General features: G+C 61.0%; 22 protein-coding genes. 8 read left to right on the top strand and 14 right to left on the bottom strand.

The window, feature by feature from the left end; all coding sequences use genetic code 11:
- Positions 1–207: 207 nt before the first annotated feature.
- The 11 genes from D1222_RS00390 to D1222_RS00340 form a co-directional block, all read right to left on the bottom strand.
- On the bottom strand, positions 208–792 hold the full coding sequence (locus tag D1222_RS00390) for a hypothetical protein (RefSeq protein WP_119452278.1): 585 nt from the start codon (positions 790–792) through the stop codon (positions 208–210).
- An 88-nt stretch (positions 793–880) separates the two neighbouring features.
- Positions 881–1,846: a homoserine kinase gene (gene thrB, locus D1222_RS00385; RefSeq protein ID WP_119452277.1), complete on the bottom strand. Its 966-nt coding sequence runs from the start codon at positions 1,844–1,846 to the stop codon at positions 881–883.
- A gap of 10 nt (positions 1,847–1,856) precedes the next feature.
- A complete protein-coding gene (locus tag D1222_RS00380) occupies positions 1,857–3,341 on the bottom strand; it encodes a spinster family MFS transporter (protein WP_119452276.1) in 1,485 nt (494 codons plus the stop codon).
- 191 nt (positions 3,342–3,532) lie between these two features.
- Complete coding sequence (locus tag D1222_RS00375; RefSeq protein WP_119452275.1) at positions 3,533–5,047, bottom strand: spinster family MFS transporter; 1,515 nt, start codon at positions 5,045–5,047, stop codon at positions 3,533–3,535.
- Positions 5,048–5,179: 132 nt separating this feature from the next.
- Entirely contained in the window at positions 5,180–6,127 is a 948-nt protein-coding gene (locus tag D1222_RS00370) for a cyclase family protein (RefSeq protein ID WP_119452274.1), read from the bottom strand.
- Between the two features lie 73 nt (positions 6,128–6,200).
- A complete protein-coding gene (locus D1222_RS00365) occupies positions 6,201–7,175 on the bottom strand; it encodes a glutathione S-transferase family protein (protein WP_119452273.1) in 975 nt (324 codons plus the stop codon).
- Between the two features lie 88 nt (positions 7,176–7,263).
- Positions 7,264–7,734, bottom strand: coding sequence for a hypothetical protein (locus D1222_RS00360; protein WP_119452272.1), 471 nt, complete (start codon positions 7,732–7,734; stop codon positions 7,264–7,266).
- A gap of 177 nt (positions 7,735–7,911) precedes the next feature.
- Positions 7,912–9,123, bottom strand: coding sequence for an RtcB family protein (locus D1222_RS00355; protein WP_119452271.1), 1,212 nt, complete (start codon positions 9,121–9,123; stop codon positions 7,912–7,914).
- 372 nt (positions 9,124–9,495) lie between these two features.
- Entirely contained in the window at positions 9,496–11,514 is a 2,019-nt protein-coding gene (locus D1222_RS00350) for a DEAD/DEAH box helicase (RefSeq protein ID WP_119452270.1), read from the bottom strand.
- A gap of 155 nt (positions 11,515–11,669) precedes the next feature.
- On the bottom strand, positions 11,670–12,407 hold the full coding sequence (gene radC / locus D1222_RS00345; RefSeq protein ID WP_119452269.1) for a RadC family protein: 738 nt from the start codon (positions 12,405–12,407) through the stop codon (positions 11,670–11,672).
- Complete coding sequence (locus D1222_RS00340; RefSeq protein WP_119452268.1) at positions 12,404–12,853, bottom strand: GIY-YIG nuclease family protein; 450 nt, start codon at positions 12,851–12,853, stop codon at positions 12,404–12,406. The genes radC and D1222_RS00340 overlap by 4 nt, the downstream gene beginning before the upstream one ends.
- Positions 12,854–12,967: 114 nt before the next feature.
- Here D1222_RS00340 and D1222_RS00335 point away from each other — a divergent pair, with 114 nt between their 5' ends.
- Positions 12,968–13,639, top strand: coding sequence for a cupin domain-containing protein (locus tag D1222_RS00335; protein WP_119452267.1), 672 nt, complete (start codon positions 12,968–12,970; stop codon positions 13,637–13,639).
- A 4-nt stretch (positions 13,640–13,643) separates the two neighbouring features.
- Here D1222_RS00335 and map read toward each other — a convergent pair whose 3' ends face one another.
- Positions 13,644–14,465 carry a type I methionyl aminopeptidase gene (gene map, locus D1222_RS00330; protein WP_119452266.1) on the bottom strand — a complete coding sequence of 274 codons (822 nt, stop codon included), beginning with the start codon at positions 14,463–14,465 and terminating at the stop codon, positions 13,644–13,646.
- Between the two features lie 158 nt (positions 14,466–14,623).
- On the opposite strand from map, the gene D1222_RS00325 reads away from it, so the two are divergent.
- On the top strand, positions 14,624–15,475 hold the full coding sequence (locus D1222_RS00325; protein ID WP_119452265.1) for a TauD/TfdA dioxygenase family protein: 852 nt from the start codon (positions 14,624–14,626) through the stop codon (positions 15,473–15,475).
- A 53-nt stretch (positions 15,476–15,528) separates the two neighbouring features.
- Here the strand turns inward: D1222_RS00325 and D1222_RS00320 are convergent, their stop codons facing one another.
- Positions 15,529–15,963, bottom strand: coding sequence for an OsmC family protein (locus D1222_RS00320; protein ID WP_119452264.1), 435 nt, complete (start codon positions 15,961–15,963; stop codon positions 15,529–15,531).
- Between the two features lie 155 nt (positions 15,964–16,118).
- On the opposite strand from D1222_RS00320, the gene D1222_RS00315 reads away from it, so the two are divergent.
- The 3 genes from D1222_RS00315 (at position 16,119) to D1222_RS00305 (ending at position 18,815) form a co-directional block, all read left to right on the top strand.
- Entirely contained in the window at positions 16,119–17,486 is a 1,368-nt protein-coding gene (locus D1222_RS00315; protein WP_147371785.1) for a serine hydrolase domain-containing protein, read from the top strand.
- Between the two features lie 73 nt (positions 17,487–17,559).
- Positions 17,560–18,327 carry a competence/damage-inducible protein A gene (locus D1222_RS00310; RefSeq protein ID WP_119452262.1) on the top strand — a complete coding sequence of 256 codons (768 nt, stop codon included), beginning with the start codon at positions 17,560–17,562 and terminating at the stop codon, positions 18,325–18,327.
- Positions 18,324–18,815, top strand: a complete 492-nt coding sequence (locus tag D1222_RS00305; protein ID WP_147371784.1) for a hypothetical protein — start codon at positions 18,324–18,326, stop codon at positions 18,813–18,815. The genes D1222_RS00310 and D1222_RS00305 overlap by 4 nt, the downstream gene beginning before the upstream one ends.
- On the opposite strand, the gene D1222_RS00300 is transcribed toward D1222_RS00305, so the two are convergent.
- Positions 18,802–20,484, bottom strand: a complete 1,683-nt coding sequence (locus D1222_RS00300) for an FAD-dependent oxidoreductase (RefSeq protein WP_119452260.1) — start codon at positions 20,482–20,484, stop codon at positions 18,802–18,804. The genes D1222_RS00305 and D1222_RS00300 overlap by 14 nt on opposite strands.
- Positions 20,485–20,565: 81 nt before the next feature.
- On the opposite strand from D1222_RS00300, the gene D1222_RS00295 reads away from it, so the two are divergent.
- The 3 genes from D1222_RS00295 to D1222_RS00285 all read left to right on the top strand — a co-directional run bounded on the left by D1222_RS00295 (position 20,566) and on the right by D1222_RS00285 (position 22,360).
- Entirely contained in the window at positions 20,566–21,342 is a 777-nt protein-coding gene (locus tag D1222_RS00295; RefSeq protein ID WP_119452259.1) for an enoyl-CoA hydratase, read from the top strand.
- Between the two features lie 88 nt (positions 21,343–21,430).
- Positions 21,431–21,778, top strand: a complete 348-nt coding sequence (locus D1222_RS00290) for a hypothetical protein (protein ID WP_147371783.1) — start codon at positions 21,431–21,433, stop codon at positions 21,776–21,778.
- Positions 21,779–21,814: 36 nt separating this feature from the next.
- Complete coding sequence (locus D1222_RS00285) at positions 21,815–22,360, top strand: hypothetical protein (protein WP_147371782.1); 546 nt, start codon at positions 21,815–21,817, stop codon at positions 22,358–22,360.
- The last annotated feature ends 28 nt before the right edge of the window (positions 22,361–22,388 follow it).

Below are 22,388 nucleotides of genomic sequence, written 5' to 3'. Positions count from 1 at the left end.
GCAGGTCCAAAACAAGTCGCTTGAGCATTAGCAAACAATCCGGTGGATATAAAAATACTCACGATACCTGCAACACAAAACCGCATGAATTTCTTCTCCTCATCCTGAGGGTTGGTAACGCTACTTAATGTTAAAGAAATTGCTCAGTCAACCTAAGATAATAAGCGCATCGAAAGACCAAGTTTCGCTTGCCTGCCGGCGACCGCGCTAGAATACATCCGCTGTCTTGTCAGCAAGCTGGCGCGCGGGCCGGACGATTGCAATGAACAACCACCCGCAAATGATACCGGCGAGTGCACCAACGCTGCCTCCAGTGATCAATGCGCCCAGCCAGGCAGTGAGCGAGATGTTGAGCGTGAACAGGCTGGAGATGCCGCCCGCCAGTACGGCGCCCCATATTGCGCTCCATCGCAGATAGGCGGCTGGCCGCCCAATCCCTCGCCTCGGAAACCGGCCTACGGAGAACGCAAGAACAATCCACGTGACCGGGACGACGATGTAGAAAAAGAACCAGTTGAGGCTACAGAATGCGAGGCTGAGAAATGCGCCGGCGAGAAAGCCGTCTCCTGAGGACATGCCATAGGTCGTCGATCCAGAAATCTCGGTCACAATAGTGATCCCGAAGAGAGAGATACCTGCGATCAGCGCAACGAGGAGGCTCGCGGCAATCCCACATAGAAAGACGCCTAAAAGGACGCGCTTGATCCTGGTCGGCGCGGCCGTGCTATAGTCTCGGACATTCGCTTCATCCGCCTCGCGAACCACCGCGCCATTCGGCCCAAAACTCGCCATTCAACGTTCCCCCTAGCTGTCCTAAATCACCATAAGCCACGATTATCGCAGAGCACGGCGAAATCAGGCCGGCGGCGGGGCAATTTGCCTAGCCGCCATAATCGGTGACTGATTTGGCTTGGCGGTGAAAGGCGAGCCGGTCGGCATATTCGAGCGGGTTTTTGGGGCGCACCAGCGCGTCGGCGGGCGTGTCGGTCCAGTCGACAAGGCGCGTCATGAAGAAGCGAAGCGCTGCACCCCGGCAAAGAAGCGGAAGGACGGTGCGCTCTGCTTCCTTCAGCGGGCGGACGCTTTCATAGCCTGCAATCATCGCGGCGCCCTTGGAGTAATTATACTCGCGTCCATCCTCGAAAGCCCATGAGTTGAGGCAGACCGCCAGATCGTAAGCGAGGGCATCAGTACACGCGAAATAGAAGTCGATGGCACCGGAGAATTTGTCGTCGAGGAAGAAGGCGTTGTCCGGAAAGAGGTCGGCATGGATCGTCCCGCGCGGCAGATGCGGGCTCTGCGGGCGGGCCTTTGCCGTCTCTGCCAAGTCATCCTCTATCAGCGCTGCGAGACCGGGCTGTAGCTCTTCGGCGGTCTGGCTGCGGCCTTCCCATAGAAGCGGCCAGCTTGCGGGGCCAAGTGCGTTTTCGCGCACCTGATCGAAGTCAGCGAGCGCAGCATGCATGCGCGCAAGCGCTTCGCCCATGGACCGGCATTGCGCGGCATTGGGGCGTTTGGGCGACAGGCCATCGAGGAAGGTAACGATGAGGGCAGGGCGCCCCTCTAGCGTCTGAAGCGGCTCGCCATCGCTGGCAGGCACGGGTGCCGGGCATGGAAAGCCGCGCGCGGCGAGGTGCTGCTTCAGGGCAACGAAATAGGGCAGATCCTTTGGGTCCGCCCTACGCTCAAACAGGGTCAGGATGAACCGGCCCTGATCTGTCTCGAGATAGTAGTTGGAGTTTTCTACCCCTTCCGCGATACCCTTGAAGCTTCTTGGGCGGCCAATGTCGTAGCCGTCCAGGAAAGCCTCAAGCGCATCGTCGGAGACCTGGGTGTATACCGCCATATCAGGTCGGCTAGAGTTCCTTCGGCATCATGTCACGCATCAGCGTGCGGCCAGCCAGAAGATAATGAACTGCTGCCCAGGCATAGAGCGAACAGAAGGCGATGATCGACCAGCGCAGGCCTTCGCTGTTGGCGCTAGCGCATGTTGCGGCGGCGTCGGCGGTCAGGTCTGCAACCACCTTACAGGTCTCGAGCGTCATGCCGAGATCATTGCCAGACAGGAACACGCTTTTCAGGAAGGTCGACAGGATACCGATGAGCGGTGGTCCAAGACCATAACCAAGCAGGTTCACGATAAAGAGGGTAACCGCAACGGATGTCGCGCGCATGCGGCTGTCTACAACGCCGCCAACGATGGCGTACATCGGGCCGAGATAGAAGTAGTGAAGCGTCGCCGCAGCCATAAGCGGCGGCAGGGCGAGCCACACAGTCGGCGCAAGATAGCCAAGCGCATAGAGCGGGACAGATGCGCCCATGCCGAGCGCAGGCATCCAGCAGAGCGCGCGAGGGTGACGGGCCGCCATCTGGTCAGCAAGGTAACCCGACAGGAACACGCCGAGCGCTGCCATCAGGCCAATGATGACACCGAACAGGATCGCTGCCGTCTCAAGGCTGAGGCCATGCGTGCGGACGAGGAATGATGTGGTGAACTGGGCAACGCCATAGCCGACGAAAGACGCCACCGTTGCACCGGCCACGATATGCCAGAAGGTTGGCTTGCCAGACAGGATCTTGAAAACGTCCTTCATGCTGGCTTTTTCCAGCTTCTGGGCCGATGGCGGGTCGGTATAACCGCGTGGTGGCTCCTGGATGGTCAGCTTGACGACAAAGGCGAGTATGATCCCCGGAATGCCCACGAGGATGAACGCAACGCGCCAGCCTTCCACGGCTTGCCAGTCGAGAAGGCCAAGCATCCAGTTCCAGCCCCAGGCCTCGAACAGCGCGGCGAGCGATGGGCCATCGAGATTGCCGACAATGAAGCCGGCAAAGACAGCGGCGAACATGCCGCCGAGTGGCACGCCGAGCGCGTAGATGGACACCGCGGTCGCGCGGCTCTTGGGCACAAAATAGTCTGCGATCAGCGACTGTGCGGGCGGGGTACAACCCGCTTCACCGACACTGACGCCGACGCGGAAAAGGAAAAGCACCAGGAATGACGTAGCGACACCGCAGAGCGCGGTCATCAAGCTCCAGACGAAAACGGCGACTGCGATAATCCAGACCCGGTGGAAGCGCTCGGCGAAGCGGGCGATTGGAATACCAAGCATGGTATAGAGGATCGCGAAGGCCGGGCCGCCCAGCAGGCCCATCTGCCAGTCTTCGACCCCGAAGGATGCCTTGATCGGCTCTGTCAGGATGTTGATGATCGAGCGGTCGATGAAGTTGAATACGTAGACGAGCAGCAGCGAGCCAAGAACAAAGGATCGGTAACCCTTTGTGCCAAAACCAGAATTCGGTGCACTAACGGCGCTGGCCGCTTGGTCGACTGTCGACATGTATCTCTCCCTCATCGCTAAACTCTGCCCGGATATCGGATTGGGCAGGCCTGCTCTCGATTCCCGCCACAAAAGCAAAATGGGCGTCCGGATTCCAGAGAATTCGGTGGAGTCGCTGAAGAAATTTCACAGGTGAAGCATTTTCCGGGCCGCCTCCCTGAGGTCAGGCGGCCCGAATGATGATGCTCGTATCAGGTATGCATGCCCGCGGCTGGCACCACCGGATTGTAGCGGTCGCGTCCGAAATAGCGCGCGGCCATGAAGTAACAAACGGCGGCTAGCGCCATGAAGCACGCCGTGGCGGCCATCGAATAGCGAAGACCGTCCGCATAGGCCTGACAGAGAGCGGGGCCGTTCTCACCGAGCGAAGCGGGATCAGTGCCACAGAGGCGCGGATTGAAATCGGCGGCTGCGTCAGCAAGGCCTGCCGCTGCGATCTGGCCCGACATGAAGAAGTCGGACATGGCGCCCACGAAGAGCGGGCCAATACCGTTGCCGATCAGGCTCACAATGAGGAGCAGGACCGAGATCGTCGTCGCGCGCGATTTCGGGCTCACGATACCGGTGCCGACAGTGTATTGCGCGCCGAGATAGGCGTAGTGCGCGATTGCCGCGACGATCCATAGGGCAAATGCCAAGCCGATTGTCGGCGCAAAGAATGCCCCGACATAAGTTGGCACGGAGATGAGGAGACCGACCCCCGGGACCCAGGCTGCCGCGCTCGGGAACCGGCCTTCGAGCTTCTCGGAAAGGAAGCCGCCGAGGAAGGTACCGCCAGCGGCCACAGCAGCGAGCGGGGCGCCGTAGAGTACCGCTGCATCTCGCACGCCGATGCCGTGTACGCGCTGGAAGAATGGCGCCTGAAAGCTGATCAGGCCATATCCGACAAAGGCAACGAGAGCCGCGCCCATCGACAGCCACCAGAAGGTTGGCTTTGGAGAAAACTCGCGGAACGCGTCGAAGAAGCCGACTTTCTTTGTGGTGTCGACCTCGGTTGGCGGGTCGGAATAGCCACGCGGTGGCTCCTTGATCGTGAAGAAGAGCAGGATTGCGATCAGGACGCCTGGCAAGCCGACAACAACAAAAGCAATGCGCCATCCGCCAACGGTCGACCAATCAATACCGGAGAAAAGGCCGCCGAGACCCAGAGACCCGAGCCAGGCGCCAAAGTCTTCACCCTGGATGCCAGCAATCGTGCCGCCGAATAGCTGGGCCAGCACACCGCCAATGGTCACGCCCATCGAATAGATGCCGAGCGCTCCAGCGCGGCTTTTGGGCGGATAGTAATCGGTGATGATAGAGTTGGCTGGCGGCGTACACCCGGCCTCACCGACGGCGACGCCGACGCGGAAAACAAGCAGCCAGATAAAGCCTGATGCAATCCCGCAAAGAGCTGTCATGACCGACCAGACGACGATACAGAGCGAGATGATCATCACCCGGTTCGCCCGGTCAGCCCACATGGCAATCGGGATGCCCATCAGCGCGTAGAAGAGCGCGAATGGAGGGCCTGACAGGAGCCCCCACTGCGTGTCAGACAGGTTGAATTCGTTGATGATCGGCTGGGCGACGACCGTAATGAGCGTGCGGTCAATAAAGTTCAGCGTGTAGACCAACATGAGGGAGATCAGGACGAATGACCTGTATCCCTTGGTACCGAAGCCGGTGATGTGGCCCTGGCCAGCGGTCGCTGCCGTATCGCTCATAAATGCCTCCCATATCGCCTCTCTACGGGCGACTCATCCCTGTTGTCGTGCAGTTGAGCTGTGCATGCAAGTGCCGCCCGACCATGATCTCGGGTCATGGCGGCGACACTTCGCAATGCGTTGCCTCATGGCCTAGCGAATAGCGACAGGGTTGATGATGGCCTGAACCGTGCCATTGAGGCGCGGAATACCGAGCGAGAAAAAGAACTCGGTCGCACCATCTGCGGCCAGTTCACTCGTCACCATGTTCTCGAGAATGTAGACGCCCCGCTTTGCCAGAAGGGTCTGGTGAACTTCGAACGGACGCGCCGGGTTCTCAAACGGGATTGCCTCCAGCGCCGTTGAATCAGCACCGATTGCGACCACGCCAAGATCAGCAAGATAGGTTGCGCCTTCAACGCCAAGCCCGGGATGGGTCGCCATCAGTTCTGTTGAATCGCCATGGGCCTCCATGGCACCTGTATGGAAGAGAACGACGTCGCCTTTCTCGATCGTCACGCCTGCGCGCTCGGCGGCTTGCTCGATTTCGGGGCGATTGAACGCCGTGCCATCAGGAACCGGGCTTTCTCCGAAGACGGCGGTCATATCGAGAAGAATACCGCGCGTAACGATGGGCGGGATGTCCTGCGTGCCCATCTGCGTCAGGCCAGCTGGCGTGACGAACTCTGAAACGTGCACGCCATTATAGTAGAGGTGGTCGATGCCCATATGGCCGAGGCCGTCGATCTGGCTGCCGATACCGACGAAAGTCTGGACGAGGTCGTCATTGCCGACTGCCTTGTTCTCACCGAGTGGGGTGCCCGACCCGTCAGACGGTTGCATGACATAGACATCGTAGCGGCGCGGCGCATAGGCGGGTGTGTCACGGCTGGTGATCTGACCCAGCGCATACGTCTTGCCGGTCTGGATTAGCCTGGCGGCGGCCGCCGTTTTCTCTTCGCTGAGATTGGCGACAGCGCCAAGGCGGTCGTCTGCACCGTATTCAGATGGATACCAGTCCGCTTCCGAGGCGGTCTCTTGCGCGAATGACGGCGCGGCGGACAGGGCAACGGCACCGAGTGCCAGACAGATCGATTTCATGAGAACCTCCCGGAGTTTTTGTATGCCCGGAAGTGTGGCGATTGCCCTTCGACCTGTCCAGCAGGACGCCGGGTCAGCCGCGTCCGTGCGGCTTCTCCCAGTCGATGTCCGGCCCGGCCGGAACGACACGGGTCGGGTTCACCATGTCGTGGCTCTCATAATAGTGGCGCTGGGCATGCATCGGGTTCACCGTCTCTGCGATACCCGGCCACTGATAGAGGTCGCGCGCATAGGGCCAGAGATTGGAGTAGTCGACGAGGCGCAGGATGTTGCACTTGAAGTGACCGTGATAGACGAGGTCGAAACGGTAAAGCGTCGTCCAGAGACGCCAGTCCGCCTCAGTTGGTGTATCGCCGGTCAGAAAGCGTGACTTGCCGAGCTTCTCGTCCAGCCAGTCCAGCGACTCGAACAACGGAAAGACAGCCTCTTCATAGGCGTCCTGCGCGGTCGCAAATCCGGCCTTGTAAACACCATTGTTTACAGTGTGGTAGACGCGTTCATTGATGTCATCGATTTCGGCTTGTTTCTCAGCCGGGTAATAGTCGCCATCGGCTGCACCGACGCCGTCAAAAGCGGAGTTGAACATGCGGATGATGTCGGCCGACTCATTGCTGACGATGGTGTTCTGCTGCTTGTCCCAGAGCGTCGGGACGGTGACGCGCCCGGTATAGTGCGGGTCTGCCTTCAGGTAGATCTCATACATGAAGTCAGAGCCGAAGAGCTTGTCGCCAACGATGCCGTCCGGGTCGTCTTTGAACGTCCATCCATTCTCGCCCATGAACCAGTGCGTGTAGGAGACGTCGATCATGTCCTCCAGGCCTTTGAGCTTGCGGAAGACAAGCGCGCGGTGCGCCCACGGACAGGCATAGGCGACATAGAGGTGATACCGGCCAGCTTCCGCCTTGAAGCCCGCCTTGCCATCCGGACCTGCGGACCCATCAGGCGTGATCCAGTTGCGAAACTGGCTCTCATGGCGCTCGAAGCGTCCGCCCGTGCTGTCAGTGTCGTACCATTTGTCTTGCCAGATGCCGTTATTCAGCAGGCCCATAAGTCGCTCCTGTCATCGATATGGCGCGCTTTTTTGCGCGGTTTCGGACCTGGAATTATGGGGCAGGGGCTGGATTTCCAGCGCCGTGTCAGGCGCTGGTGCCTTTCAGCGTGCGAATGTCAGCGTCGAGGCCGAACAGCCAGGCGCTGACCTGCCAGAGGATAGCGAAGACGGCGCTCCCGACCAGCACGTCCCATGGCCATGCGGCGCCCGCCTGTCCCCAGCCAAGGATGACGGCAGCCGCGGCGATAAAGACATAGGACAGCGCAAGGACGCTCAGGAAGCGAGACAGCCAGTTAGATCGAAACCGCATGACCGCGCCGCCCAGCCAGGCTGCACCTAGGGCGGCGACGTAGAGCATGTTCGCGTCATGCTCCGACCCGTCAATGATGCCGACCGCGCCATTTACGAGGATCAGCAGCACACTCGTGGCGATGAACAGGAAGAGCCCGCCCCTGTAGGCGCGGCTGCGTTTGAGGCGCAGAAGAAGAAAGACCGCGAGGGCCAGCGCGGCCAGAAGAAAGCCTGCCAAAACAAAGTCGAACAGCGTCCAGTTCATGAGCCGATCCCCGTTTATATCGTCCAGCCAGTCTGAACCGGTTCGCGCTATCCTGCCACGAAAAAGGCGGCGCCATCCAGATGGATAGCGCCGCCTTCATGGAAGCGGGGCATGGCCCGGCGTTGGGGTGGTGTCCGGCGTTTCACCGGATGGCTGCAGACGTTCAGCGTTCACCACTTACCCCTTCACACAGACCACCTGGCGCAGGGTGTGTTCCACCTCCACCAGAGAGGCCTGCGCGGCCATTACAGCGTCGATGTCCTTATAGGCCATCGGCGTTTCGTCCACGACGCCGGCATCCTTGCGGCACTCAACGCCTTCGGTGGCGGCCACGTGGTCATCCACGGTGAAGCGCCGCTTGGCTTCGGTACGCGACATCGCCCGCCCGGCCCCGTGAGAGCAGGAGCAGAAGCTGTCCACATTCCCTTTCCCGCGCACGATGAAGGACTTTGCCCCCATCGATCCCGGGATGATGCCAAGTTCTCCAGCGCCTGCCCGCACGGCGCCCTTGCGGGTCACCCAGACATCGGCGCCGAAGTGGCGTTCCTTCTCCACATAATTGTGGTGGCAGTTCACCGCGTGCTTGTCGGTCGTGAAGCTTTCGAAGGTTTCCCGCAGCGCCATCAGCACGCGGGCCATCATCACTTCACGGTTCAGGCGCGCATAATCCTGCGCCCAGCCCACAGCCTCGACGTAGTCGTCGAACAGCGGCTCACCTTCCACAAAGAAGGCAAGGTCGCGGTCCGGCACATGATAGCCGAGCACACGGGTTTCGAGCGCACGGCGGGCCTCTTCGATGAAGTAGGTCCCGATGCGGTTCCCCGTCCCGCGTGAGCCGGAATGCAGCATCACCCACACGGCATCTGCTTCATCGAGGCAGAGCTCGATAAAGTGATTACCCCCGCCCAGCGTACCGAGCTGCGTAGTGTAGGTCTTCGACGCGATCTTGGCGTGCCGCTCATGGATGCGGTCAAACCGGTCCATGAGGTTGGATGCCTTGAGGCGCGATTCCACGGTGGCGGGCACGTATTTATGGCTGCCACCGCGCCCGTTCCCCACTGGCACAGCGCGTTCGATCGCCCGGCGGATGCCCTTGAGGCTATCCGGCAGGTGCTCTGCGCGCAGGCTGGTGCGAATCGCCATCATGCCGCATCCGATATCCACCCCGACCGCAGCCGGGATGATGGCGCCCTTGGTCGGGATCACAGATCCCACAGTGGCGCCGCGCCCGAAATGCACGTCTGGCATGACGGCGAGGTGGGAATGAACGAAGGGAAGCCCCGCCACATTCTCCAGCTGCTCGCGCGCCTTGTCTTCGACTGGCACGCCCTTGACCCAGGCCTTGATCGCTCCGCCGCGTGCGGTTTCGATCACTTCAAAATCACTCATTGTACTGTGCTCGTCAGACGAGCCCTCCTTTTCTTAGAGAGCCCTCCACACGGCAGCCTGTCGGATCGAGAGAAAGAAAAACCCTCCAGGCTGAAGCGCGTGGAGGGTGCGTGTAATCCGGTTGCCCGGTAGGCTGACGGTCAGCCCCTCACTCAACATCCTCCATAGGCATACCTTCGCCGACCTGCGGCCAGGCGACGGGCAATGCTTTGAAATTGAATGGCCGATAGGTCATCGGGCACTCCATGGAGTTGAATGAGGCGCGGCAGATGTCAGCTCTCGGTCCCGGCGTCAATGTCGGGCGCCTAAGAATTCTATCTGAGGGCGCGCGCCTGTGTCCCGAAGGTCACAGGCCGCTGTCAGCCAATCAGGCTAGTCCTGCTTTAGCTTGCGGCGCTTTGGCGGCTTTTCGGCCGTCGGGTCAAAGCGGCGCGGCTTTGGCTTGGCAGGCTTTTTCGACTTTGGCCGTTCGGGCGCGCGATCTTCCAGCTGCGACGGCGGGACGGGCCGCGGCTTGCGGGCTGGTTTGCCGTCGCTACGCGGCTTGCCTTCAAAGCGAGGCTTTCCTTCGGCGCGAGGCCTTCCAGCGAACTTGCCGGGGCGCTTGTCAGAGCGTGGGCCGGATGGCGGGCCAGACCGCTTCTTGGCTGCGCGGTCTGAATCGCGATCATCGCGGCGTTCCCGGCGGGCAGGGGCAGAGCCTTCAGTCCAGCCGGCCGGCTTCTCGCCCTCGCGCCAGGCAGAGATTGATTTCTCAAGCCGGCCATCAGGCCCGACACGTTCCAGGAAGCCCGGCGCGCTTTCAGCTTTCAGCTCGACGCGCGTATGTGCGTCCTCGATGCGGATTGCGCCCACATCAGTCCGGTGAAGGCCGCCAGCCTTGCAGAGCATCGGCAGCAGCCAGCGAGGGTCCGCGCCGGATTTGCGGCCAACGGAAAGATTGATCCAGACACTGTCTTCAAAATCGTTGCGTTCAGCGCGCGGTTCGCGGCGCTCTGTGCGCTCACGGCGCGGTCCATCACCGCGAGGCCCATCGCCGCGCGGCGGGCGCTCACGCCTATCGGCGGGGCGGTACTCCGGCACGTCCATGAGTTCTTCAGGGGCAGAGCGCCGCGCGCGATGATGCGCGACGAAGGCAGCGGCGACCTGTTCGGCGCCGTGAATGTCGATCAGCATGCGCGCCATCTCATGGTCGCTGGTGCTGGCCGTTTCGGTCAGGGACGGGTGGTTGAGTAAGCGCTCATCATCGCGCTTGCGGATATCGTCGGCGCCGGGGGCATCGGTCCAGCTCGCCTCGACGCGGGCATCCTGCAGCAGGCGCTCGATCCGGCGGCGCGCCTTGAACGGCACGATCAGGACGCTGACGCCCTTGCGACCAGCGCGGCCCGTGCGCCCGGACCGGTGCAGCAGGGCTTCGCGGTTGGTCGGCAGGTCTGCATGAATGACGAGGTCAAGGTCCGGCAGGTCGAGGCCGCGTGCGGCGACATCGGTCGCGACGCAGACATTGGCACGCCCATCGCGCAGGGCCTGCAGCGCATGCGTACGCTCGCTCTGGCTGAGCTCACCTGACAGGGCAACAACGCTCAGGCCGCGATTGTGAAAGCGCGCGAGGAGGTGGTTCACATTCGCGCGCGTCTTGCAGAAGACAAGCGCATTCTTGGCTTCATGAAAGCGCAGGACGTTGATGATTGCATTCTCGACATCCGACGGCGCGATGGAGTGCGCGCGGTAGTCGATATCGGCATGCTGGTCGGTGTCGGAAATCGTGTTGATGCGCACGGCATCACGCTGGAACGTCTCAGCGAGGCGGGCGATCGGCTTTGACACGGTCGCCGAGAAGAGAAGCGTGCGGCGGTCTTCCGGCGCAGCGCTGAGAAGGGTTTCAAGCTCCTCGCGGAAGCCAAGGTCCAGCATCTCATCGGCTTCATCCATGGCGACGACGCGGATGTCGTCGAGCACGAGGCTGCCGCGATTGAGATGGTCGACTAGGCGGCCCGGCGTGCCCACGACAATGTGCGCGCCCTTCATCAGGTCAGAGCGTTCTTCGCGCGGATCCATACCGCCCACGCAGGATACAACGCGTGCGCCTGCTTCGGCATACAGCCAGTCGAGTTCGCGGTGCACCTGCACAGCGAGTTCTCGCGTCGGCGCAACAACGAGCGCCAGCGGTGTGCCTGGACGTGGAAGCCGGTCCGCCCCCATCAGCAGGGAAGGGGCCATAGCAATGCCGAACGCGACCGTCTTGCCCGAACCCGTCTGCGCAGAAACCAGCAGGTCTGACGCGGCAATCTCGGGGTCGAGCATGGCAGATTGCACAGGGGTCAGCTGGTCATATCCACGCGCAGCAAGAGCTTGGCCCAGTGCAGGGACAATTGCGGATTGGTCGGTCATTTAGGGAGGCTTTCGGTCAATGTCGTCGGCCGCAACCAAATCGCGGCCCGGCCGCAGTCGAGTGTACCTTATGTGCACATCATGGGCCGAAGCGCGGCTCATAGCGGTTTTTGAGGCTGACAGCCATCCCTTCCAGCAGCAAAGATGCAAGCGCTCTAGATGAGCCCTTGGGCCTTGAAGCTGGTCACCCCGCCGCGCGCCGCGATGAGATGGTCGTGCACGGTGATTTCCAGTGCGTCGAGTGCATCGATGATGGCGCGCGTCATGTCGATATCAGCGCGTGAGGGTGTCGGGTCGCCAGATGGATGGTTGTGAACGAGTATCAGGCTGGACGCCTGAAGTTCCAGCGCCCGCCGCGCTATCTCGCGTGGATAGACAGGCGCGTGATCCACCGTTCCATGTCCCATGATCTCATCAGCGATGAGCTGGTTCTTGCGGTCGAGGAAGAGGACACGAAACTGCTCGCGGCCCTCATGTTGAAGCTCGCGCTTTACATAGTCTGTCAGCGCCGACCAGCTCGAGATCACGGTGCGCGAAGCCAGCGTCTCGCGGGTTGCGCGCGCGCCAATCTCGGCGGTGGCTTTGAGATAGGCCGCAACAGTCTCCCCAACGCCAGCGACCTTGATAAGGTCAGCCGGGCGCGCCGACAGAACGGCGCTCAGCGATCCGAAACGAGCCAGCAGCGCCTTTGAAATCGGTTTGACATCCCGGCGCGGAATGAAGGCGAAGAGCAGCGTCTCGAGTAGTTCATAATCCTCAAGCGCGATGGCGCCGCGCTCAATCAGCTTCGTGCGCAACCGGTCACGATGGCCTTTCCAGTGCGGCTTGTCAGAGACAAAATGGCGCGTCGGTGCCGTTATTCCGAGTAGCGGGGCTTCCTCAACGCGTTTCATCTCGCCACCTTTGACGTGCCACCCCAGCCGCCATGGGCCCCAGCTTTCGCTGGGGTGGCGGATATGAGTTTGGGGTGCGCGCTGGATTGGCCGCCCTCCTGACGAAAGTCAGGATTCATGGCGGCTGGGGGATAAGGCATCCGATAGTGACGCACGCCCAAAAGGTGCCAATCGTCAGCCAGATCCCGCCAGCCCGGATTGTCTTTCTCAATCAGGGAAATCTTCCATTCACGGCGCCACGCCTTCATCTGCCGCTCACGTGTCAGCGCGGCGTCCCTCGTCCCGAATGTGTCGTACCAGACAAGGCGTCGGCAGCCATATTTGCTCGCAAAGCCCCGAATAACGCCATTTCGATGTTCGTGCGCACGGCGTTCGATATCGTCGGTATGGCCGATATAGAGCGTGCCGTTCCGCTGATTGGTGACGATGTAAACGTAGAAAGCCATCTGCCCGTTCTTCCGGTTTGTTCTTATAATGTTCCGGTCGCGCCATCTCGTCAAGCTTGTCTGGTTTTGAAAGCCGGATAAAAACGAGTGCAATATAAAAAACAGGGGGGAGTTATGTTCAGGATCATTCTAGGGGGCGTGCTTACGCTCGGAGCCGCCATGTCCGCAGCCGCGCAAGACCATAGCGCGCATGCTGAGCATCAGGCGCATGGCGCGCATATTGAGCACGCGGACCATGGTGAGCATGAAGGGCACGCCGCCCATCACAAGGATCATCACACGGACAAGCTTGTGCTGGCGGAGACAGGCGAGGCGGTTGAGAACCCGTTCCACCCGGTGCGCCTGCTGCTGTCGTCTGAAGAAAGCATGGGCGAAGTAACGATCTACGAGTTCATTCTGCCGCCAAAGAGCCCGGGTTCGCCGCCGCACACGCATTCGCGGGAGGACGAGTATTTCTATGTGCTTCAGGGCACGCTTGATATTCTCTCGGATGGTTCGGTCAAACGCATTTCGGAAGGCGACTTTGCAGCCCTCAAACGCGGCAATGCGCACATGTTCTGGAACGGCTCTGACACCGAAACCCAGCTTCTCATGATGACGACCGGGGCGTCTTTTGAGCAGTTTCTTGAAAGCGTGAGCCCGCGCCTCGCGGAAGCCAAGCCAGCTTCACCTGAGGCGGCAGGCGCTGTCATTGGCCAGCTCGCCGCAGAACACGGCATCGAAATTTCGATGGAGATGATGCCGGCGGCGGCAGCGCCCCATTATGCGCCGCCTCCAGCCGAGTAGGAGGCTAGAGCTCCACCGTATGAGGGGTGTGCCAGCCCTTTGGTGAGCTCGTGAAAATCTCGACACCGTCTTCGGTGACGCCGACGGAGTGCTCGAACTGGGCCGAAAGCTGACGGTCGCGGGTCACGGCAGTCCAGCCATCGGGCAGGATTGCCGCGTCCTTGCGGCCGATATTGAGCATTGGCTCGATCGTGAAGAACATGCCGGGCTTCAGCTCGGGCCCTGTGCCAGCGCGGGCTGAATGGACGACATTCGGCTCATCATGGAAAAGCTGGCCGAGGCCGTGGCCGCAGAAATCCTCAACCACCGAAAGCCGGTTCTTGGCGGCGATCTTTGAGATGGCCGCGCCGATATCGCCGAAACGGTTGCCGGGCTTCACCGCCGCGATGCCTGCCATCAGCGATTCATAGGTCACATCCATCAGACGCTCGGCTTTGCGCTTCGGTGTGCCGGCCGCATACATGCGCGAATGGTCGCCGTGCCAGCCATTGACGATGACTGTGACATCGATATTGGCAATGTCGCCATCCTTCAGAGGGCGGTCGCCTGGAATGCCGTGACAGATCACATGGTTGAGCGAGATGCACGAGGCGTGGCGATAGCCGCGATAGCCGATGGTGGCGGATTGCGCGCCGTGATCGTAGACAAATTCGCGGATCAGATGGTCCAGATGAGCTGTCGTGACGCCGGGTTTGACCTCTGGCACCAGCATATCGAGGCATTCGGCGACGAGCCTGCCAGCCTTGCGCATGCCTTCAAAGCCCGCCTCGTCATGGATGCGGATTTCGCCGTTGCGCACGGGCATGATCAGGTCGGCTTCGGACATGGGGTGGCCTCAGAACTGGTTAGGCCCGCAATATGGCAGCACTCGGCCTGAGTTTCCACCTCGGCAGGGCGCCAGACTGCAGCGGTTCTGGCATGTTGCTTTCGCGGTGGTCGCTTTCGGCGTAGACTGGGCAAAATATAAGATCTGGAGGAAGCGGAATGAACATACATGTCGGAGCAGAGGCATTTGCGCGCTTTGAGGCGCGGCGCCTGTCGCCAGCGATCGGGGCAGAGCTTCACGGTGTGGACCTGTCCGAGCCGATGGATGACGCGCTGGTCGGCGAGATCCGCAAGGCGCTGCTGCGCTACAAAGTGATCTTCTTCCGCGATCAGGACATCACGCGAGAGCAGCATATCGCCTTCGCCCGCAAGTTTGGTGAGCTTGAAATCCACCCCGCGACGCCGAAGGATCAGGAGAATGCCGAAGTCCTTCGTATTGCGCATAATGCCAGCAATAAGGGCCAGGAAAACTTCTGGCATTCTGATGTGACATGGCGGGCGGAGCCGTCGCTTGGCTCTATACTAAGGGCAATCGAGCTGCCGCAGGTGGGTGGCGATACGCTCTTTTCCGACATGGTGATGGCGTATGAAGGCCTTTCAGAAAAGATGAAGGAATTCTGCTGCGGCCTGACGGCGGTGCATGACATTGCCCGGGTCTTCGCAAAGCGTTTGGGCAAGGACCCCAAGGAGCTGCACGACAAGTTTCCGCCGCAAGAGCATCCGGTCATCCGTACCCACCCGGAAACTGGCGAGCGCCTGATCTATGTGAACACAGCTTTCACGAGCCATATCAAGGACTTGTCGAAAGAAGAGAGCGACTGGCTTCTGCAGCATCTCTACAGTCAGGCAGCGGTGCCAGAGTATCAGTGCCGTTTCCGCTGGGAGGTGGGCTCTATCGCGTTCTGGGATAATCGCGCCTGCCAGCATTATGCGGCGAGCGACTATTTCCCGGATGTGCGCGTCATGGAGCGCGTGACGATTGCGGGCGACGGGCCATACTTTGAGGCATAAGAAAACGGGGCCGCAAAGGGCCCCGCTTTCCGCTGTACTATCCCTGAAACGGATCAGGCGAGTTTGGCATCGAGCGTCACCTTGATGGCGCCAAGTGCCTTTGACATCGGGCATTCTTCCTTGGCCTTGTTGGCAAGCTCCTGGAATTTCGCCTCGTCGATCCCCGGCACTTTGCCGGTGAGGGTGAGGGCAGACGACTTCACCTCAAAGCCGCTGTCGACTTCCTCAACCGTGATGACGGACTTTGCCTCGAGGTCTTCGGCAGGGGTGTCGTTCATCGCGAGGAAAGCCGAGAGCTGCATGGCAAAGCAGCCTGCATGGGCCGCAGCCAGCAGCTCTTCCGGGTTCGTTCCGGCCTTGCCGCTTTCGTCTTCGAAGCGGGCCTTGAAAGAATAGCCGTGGCTCGAGAGGGCACCGCTCTGGGTGTCGATGGTGCCTTTGCCGTCCTTGAGGGGGCCTGACCAGTGGGCTGTGGCGTGGCGTTTCATTCTGAAGTCCTTTCCTTTGGGGAAGCTGTTGATACCTCTCACCTTGAGCGGCGAGGTGGCGCGTCAAGAGTGAAACGTGGAGGCCCATGCGGAGGTTGCCTGCAGGCGGAAACTAGCGCTTGGTACAGTCGGAAAATCCTTGGGAGGAATTCGTCGTGAAGAACGAAATCATGGTGCAGTCACGGTGCATTGGCGGTGTACTGGCGGTGTTTCTGGCGGCAGCTTGCACAAATGCAGCTGACCCTGCTGAAAATGTAGCCGAAGTGTCGCCAGCAAGCGCAGACGCCGCCACCGAAACGCGCGCCGCTTTCAGTGAAGAAGGCCTTGCCGCGCTGGATGAGCTGCTCGCTGGCTATGTCGAGGCGGGGCAGGTCGCCGGCATCGAGGCGATGCTCGTCAAGGATGGTGAGATTGCCTATTCGGCGACGCACGGGCTTCGTGACGTTGAAGACCAGACCCCGCTCGGCGAGGACACCATCTGGCGCATCTATTCCATGTCAAAGCCGGTGACCGGCGTCGCGCTGATGCAGCTTTACGAAGACGGCAAGTTCGACCTCGACGATCCGCTGAGCGACTATATCCCCGAATTTGAGAATTTGCAGGTTCTGGCCGGTGAGAATGAGGATGGTACACCCATCCTCGAGCCGCTTGCGCGTGAGCCGACAATTCGCGACGCAATGCGCCACACGGCAGGGTTCGCCTATGGCCTGTTCGGTGAGGACTATGCCAACCGCCAGTTCCGGGAACAGAGAATCCTGAGTTCGCCTGGGCTTGATGTCCTCGTCGACCGGGTTGCCGAGGTGCCTCTTCTCTTCCAGCCTGGGGAGCGTTGGTCCTATTCGGTCGGCGTCGATATCCAGGGTTATCTCATCGAGCAATTCTCTGGCATGAGCCTTGGCGACTATCTCGACGCAAATATCTTCACCCCGCTCGGGATGAACGATACCGGCTTTTACGTGCCGGACGCAGACTATGACCGCTTCGCTGACCTCATGGTCTGGTCCCCTGAGGCGGGCCGGTTCGTGCCGGTGCCTGAGACGCGCGAGAGCCCGGCGGCGCTGCCCTATCTCTACCGGCAGGACACGGTGCCATTCGAGTCGGGCGGTCACGGTTTGGTGGCGACAATTGGCGACTATGCGCGGTTCAGCCAGATGATGCTGAATGGGGGGAGCCTCGATGGCGCAGAGATCATTTCGCCAGAGACGGTTGAGCTGATGACAAGCGACCAGTTGCCAGAAGGGCTAGGCATCAGCTTCAATGGTACGGCGCGGGCCACCATGACGGCAGAGCCGCACAAGTTCGGTCTGGACTGGGGGATCATTTCAGACCCGGAAGCCATGGCGAGCCCGGCAGGGGCTGGCACCTATTACTGGGGCGGGGCAGCCGGGACATGGTTCTGGATCGATCCGGTGAACGATCTGTACTTCATCGCCATGATCCAGCGTTTCGGCAATAATCCGGACATGCCGTTCGAGCCACGTGCCCAATCGATGGCGCTGGTCTATGAGGCTTTGCAGGAATAATGAGATAATTCAGCTGCTTCCCTTTCCGCTTCGACGCGGTGAGGGGAGGGCGTAGCGTTTGCAGGATACATCCATGACAGCACCAACCGCCGCCATCTGTCTCATCGGGGACGAGCTTCTCTCCGGGCGCACGCGCGACATCAATGTCCAGCAGATTGCGGGCTATTTGAGGCCGCTCGGCATACTGGTCGAAGAAGTACGGATCGTACCGGACGTGCAGGCGCGCATCGTCGAGGCAGTCAACGCGCTGCGCGAGCGATACTCCTATGTCTTCACGACGGGCGGGATCGGCCCGACCCATGACGACATTACCGCGGACGCCATCGCTGCGGCCTTCGGCGTCGGGATCGACAAGCACCCTGACGTGATGGCGATGCTGCAGGCACGCTATGACGAGATCGGCACCGAGTTCACAGAAGCCCGCCAGCGCATGGCGCGGATACCGGATGGTGCGAGCCTGATCGAAAACCCGGTATCGGGTGCGCCGGGTTTCCAGACAGGTAATGTCTTCACGCTGGCAGGGGTGCCTTCCATCGTTCAGGGGATGCTGCAGGATATTGGACACAGGCTGGAGCATGGCAGGGTGGTGCATGCGAGGACCGTCCGCGTGCCAGGTCTTCGTGAAGGTGATATCGCCGAAGCGCTCAGTGAACTCGACAAGTCCTATGAAGAGGTGAGCTTCGGCTCCTATCCATGGTTCCGGTCTGTGAGCGACCATGGCGTCTCACTCATTGCCCGCTCGGCAGATGAGGACACATTGACTACAGCGGCGCAAAAACTTGTCGAGCTGGCCGCGTCCGTTGGCGGCGAGAGCGAAGTCATCGAAGGGGAAGCAAGTTGACCCGGCCCTATCTCGCCAGGACGCCCATGATCATCCTGTCCGGTCTGGCGATGGTCGCCATCGGGTTCTGCTTCAGCCTTGTCGCGCCAGCCGTGGACGGGGAACTTCTCGACATGATCTGGACCGGGCCAGCCGCTGAAGCACGGCTCGCGGAAATGGATGGAAGCGCCCGTACGGCCCATTTCTGGACGACGTTCGTCATCGATACCGCCTATCCGCTTGCCTACGGCGCATTCCTCGCCGGGCTGGCGGCGCGCTTTGCGCCTATGCGATTTGCAAGGCTCGCCATGGTGCCAGCATTCCTGATCGTCATTCTGGATCTGGCTGAAAACACGGTTCAGATGATCGCGCTCCAGGGGGCGGGCAATCACTTCTGGCTGAAGACGTATCTGACGCCAGCGAAATTCGGCATGTTCGGTGTCGCGGCCTTGCTGGCAGGCGTTCTCGGCCTTCTGGCGTTGGCGCGTTTTGCACTCAGGAACCGCTAGGCGTCGTTTCCGCGAGCGCCTTGTGAATGTCGCTTACGACGACGGAGCCTTCGCCCACGCTGGAGGCGACACGTTTGACGGACCCGATACGCACATCGCCGACGGCGTAGACGCGTGGCCATGAAGTTTCATAGCGGGTCGGCATCCGGTCGAGGGTCCAGCCTGCGCGCACGAGATCGAGATTGGAAAGGTCGGGCCCGGTTTTCACGAACCCCTTCTCATCGCAGCTCATATGCTGGGGCAGCCAGTCGGTGAATGGCTGGGCCCCGATGAAGAGGAAGACGAAACCGATATCATGCTCGCTCACCTCTTTGGTGGCGCGGTGGCGAAGGCTGAGCCGGGTCAGGCGATCAGTTAGCTGATCCTCGCTGCCTGTGCCATGAAGCGTGCCGATTTCAGTCTCGGGGTGAAGGTGGATGTTTGGCGTCTCTTCGAGGCGGCGCACGAGGTATTCTGACATGGTGTCGCGAATGTTAGGGCGCCGGAACAGGACGTGGACGTTGCGCGCCGTCTGGCTGAGGAAGACCGCGCCCTGACCAGCTGAATTGCCCGCACCGACGATACAGACATCCTGGCCACCGCAGAGCTGCGCCTCCATGGGCGTTGCGCCATAATAGATGCCGCGTCCTTCGAACCGTTCCAGGTTCTCTATCGGCAGGCGGCTATATTGCGCGCCGGTGGCGATGACGACGGCGCGGGCCTTGAGGCGGCGGCCATCCTTCAGCGAAATGCAGTAATTGTCGCCGTCGCGGGCAAGATCGACCGCGCTGGCAGGTGAGGCGATACGGGCGCCGAATTTCTGCGCCTGAATAGAAGCGCGCGAAGCAAGCTCGCGCCCTGAAACTCCCATTGGGAAGCCGAGATAATTCTCGATCTTTGACGAGGTGCCTGCCTGGCCACCAGGACCATCACTGTCCAGCGTGACAACAGTCAGGCCTTCCGAAGCCGCATAGACCGATGCGGCGAGACCGGCCGGGCCTGCGCCCACCACGACGACATCGGTGCAGCTATTGTCGGGTACGAGGTCTAGCCCAAAGGCTTCGGACAATTCGCCGACATCGGGGCGCGACATGATGCGAGAGCGTCCGCGGATCACCACGGGCAGGTCAGCGGCTGCGATCTCGCGCGCTTCCATGATGCGCTTTGCCAGCGGATCCTTGTCCGGGTCGAGCCAGCGATGGGCGATCATATGCTTGGAGAGGGTGTCACGGGCGACGAACACGTCGCGGTCATGCGCGTCGCCGATCACGATGACGGCGCCGTGCGATGCATTGTGCGAGAAGATCCGCCGAGCTGTCAGCGTGCGCACGAAAATGTCGGAGAAATGCGAGTTCTCGACGAGCAGGCGCTGGAAATTGTCGTGCGAGATATGGAGCACTTCGCCCGCCTCTCCCATCTCAACGCGCGAGAGCGAGGCCTGACCGGTCAGGATGGCGATGTCGCCGGCAAACTGGCCGCGTTCCATCCAGCCAAGGCGCTTTTCGCCTTCTGGCGTTTCAACAAGGATGCTGGTGTGGCCGGATAGCGTGATGAGGCAATCGACATTGGCGTCGCCCTCATCGATCAGCGGATCGCCCATCGCATGGGCGCGCACATCGCCGAAGGGCTTCAGCGTCTCAAGTTCTTCGTCCGAGAAGGTGAAGTTCACATCTGCGGGGGGCTTACCCATGGTCTGGCCTTGGCGTTTCCGGATGGTCCAGTTTAAGTCTCTAGCGACGAAGCAGAACAAAGACCATGGAGAGGAAGCCAGATGTCCGAGAATATCGTGCGCGTGGAAAGAGACGGCCCAGTTGCGATCGTAACGATGAACCGGCCGGATGCACTGAACGCGCTTAGCCGGGCCCTGCGTGCCGAACTCGTGAAAGTGTTCACCGAGCTTGCAAAGGACGACGCGGTTCGCGCGGCGGTGCTGACGGGCGAAGGCCGCGCCTTCACCGCTGGCGTCGACCTCAAGGAAGCCGGGCAGACCGGTTTTGCGCTCGGCGCAGATGGCGGCGAGATCGACCTCTCCAAGGGACTTGCCGCTTTCCCCTGGCCGATCATCGGCGCGATCAACGGCTTCGCGATTACGGGCGGGTTTGAGCTTGCCCTGATGTGCGACGTGCTGCTGGCATCGGAGAATGCGAAGTTCGCTGACACGCATGCGCGCGTCGGCATCGTGCCGGGCTGGGGGCTTAGCCAGAAGCTGCCGCGCATGATCGGGATGAGCCGCGCCAAGGAGCTGTCCTTCACTGGTAACTTCCTCGATGCGGAGACCGCAGAACGCTGGGGCCTGGTCAACCGCGTGTACAAGGCTGACGCGCTCGTTCCCGCAGCGATCAAGATGGCGCATGAGATGGCAAGCTGTGACGCCGTGCTACTGCGCAAGTACAAGGCGCTGATCGATGACGGCTTCGCGACCACATTCGGCGATGCGATGAAGATGGAAGTCAAACGCTCTGCTGAGCACGCCCAGTCGGTCACCGCTGACAGCGTCGAGCAGGCGCGCAAGGCAGTGACAGAACGCGGGCGCGGACAAAACGGATAGGCTCTAAAGGGCAAATTTGCTGGCTTTGTCTTGGAAAGTGCTGCAAATGCTCCAGTTCCTGCGTGAAGGTTGTTATTCGGAGTTTCAGATGCTCACCCGTATTCTTGTCCTTGCTTCACTTCCGCTCGCCTTCTCGATGACGGCGGCCGGACAGATTGCGACTAGCAATGAGAAGGGGGCAACGGGCGCTTATTCGAACGACATTGATTCCTCCTTCACGTCCGAGAGCCGCTTTGGGCCGCGTAGCTCGCTCGACGATCTGCGTGCAGATGTCGACCGTGACCGCGAGGCCGACGAGCGGCTTCGCCAGCGCTGGCAGCGGATGCGCGACGAAGAGAGCGCCGAAGAAACCGGTACGTTGATCGATACCGGCATTCCGGAACCTGTCACCGAAGAAGACCTCGCCGAGAGCGAGATTGAGCGCGTCGACGACTAGCGGGAACCGAACCTGCGGGCATGCCGTTGATCCGGCATGTCTGTACCGCGTTCCCATCTCACAAGGATCACACTGGCGCTTGTTGCCGGTCTCACCTTGACCGCTCCGGTTTTGGCGCAGAACGCGCAGACCTATGTCGCCAATGGCCGCTATGCGACCGACTATGAAGTCGGCAGCTGGCCGGACAGCGACCGGGCGCGGCAGACTGACTATCTGGAACAGCGATATATGGCCTCCGACGAACTGCTCGGTGGGCCCGTCGCAAAGCCCGGCGAGCCACGGTTCGGCAGGGCGGCGGTTGCAGAAGTCGGCTCCATCCGTCCAGAGCTTCGCCTTGCGAGCGCCGAAATCCGGTCTGACGTCGCTAGGTCTGAACCGGCCGCGCCGACAGGGCCTAAAGCAGGTATGCGCGTCGAGAGCGCTTATGGCGACGATATCGGCTCTGTCGCAATGGTCCAGTCTGAAGACGGAGAGGTCGATGCGGTGTGGGTGCGTATCACGACTGGTACGGCAACTGACCTTGTTCAGGTGACGCGTGACCGCTTTGATGTCGATGGCGGGCGGATCATCGTTTCTGGCTAGGGTCCCGCATCGCTTAGCCGCGCATTTC

Origin of the sequence: Henriciella algicola, assembly GCF_003576245.1 — a bacterium.
Classification (GTDB): Bacteria; Pseudomonadota; Alphaproteobacteria; order Caulobacterales; family Hyphomonadaceae; genus Henriciella; species Henriciella algicola.
Note: the sequence above shows the minus strand (reverse complement) of the source record. Positions and strands in the feature narration are given on the sequence as shown.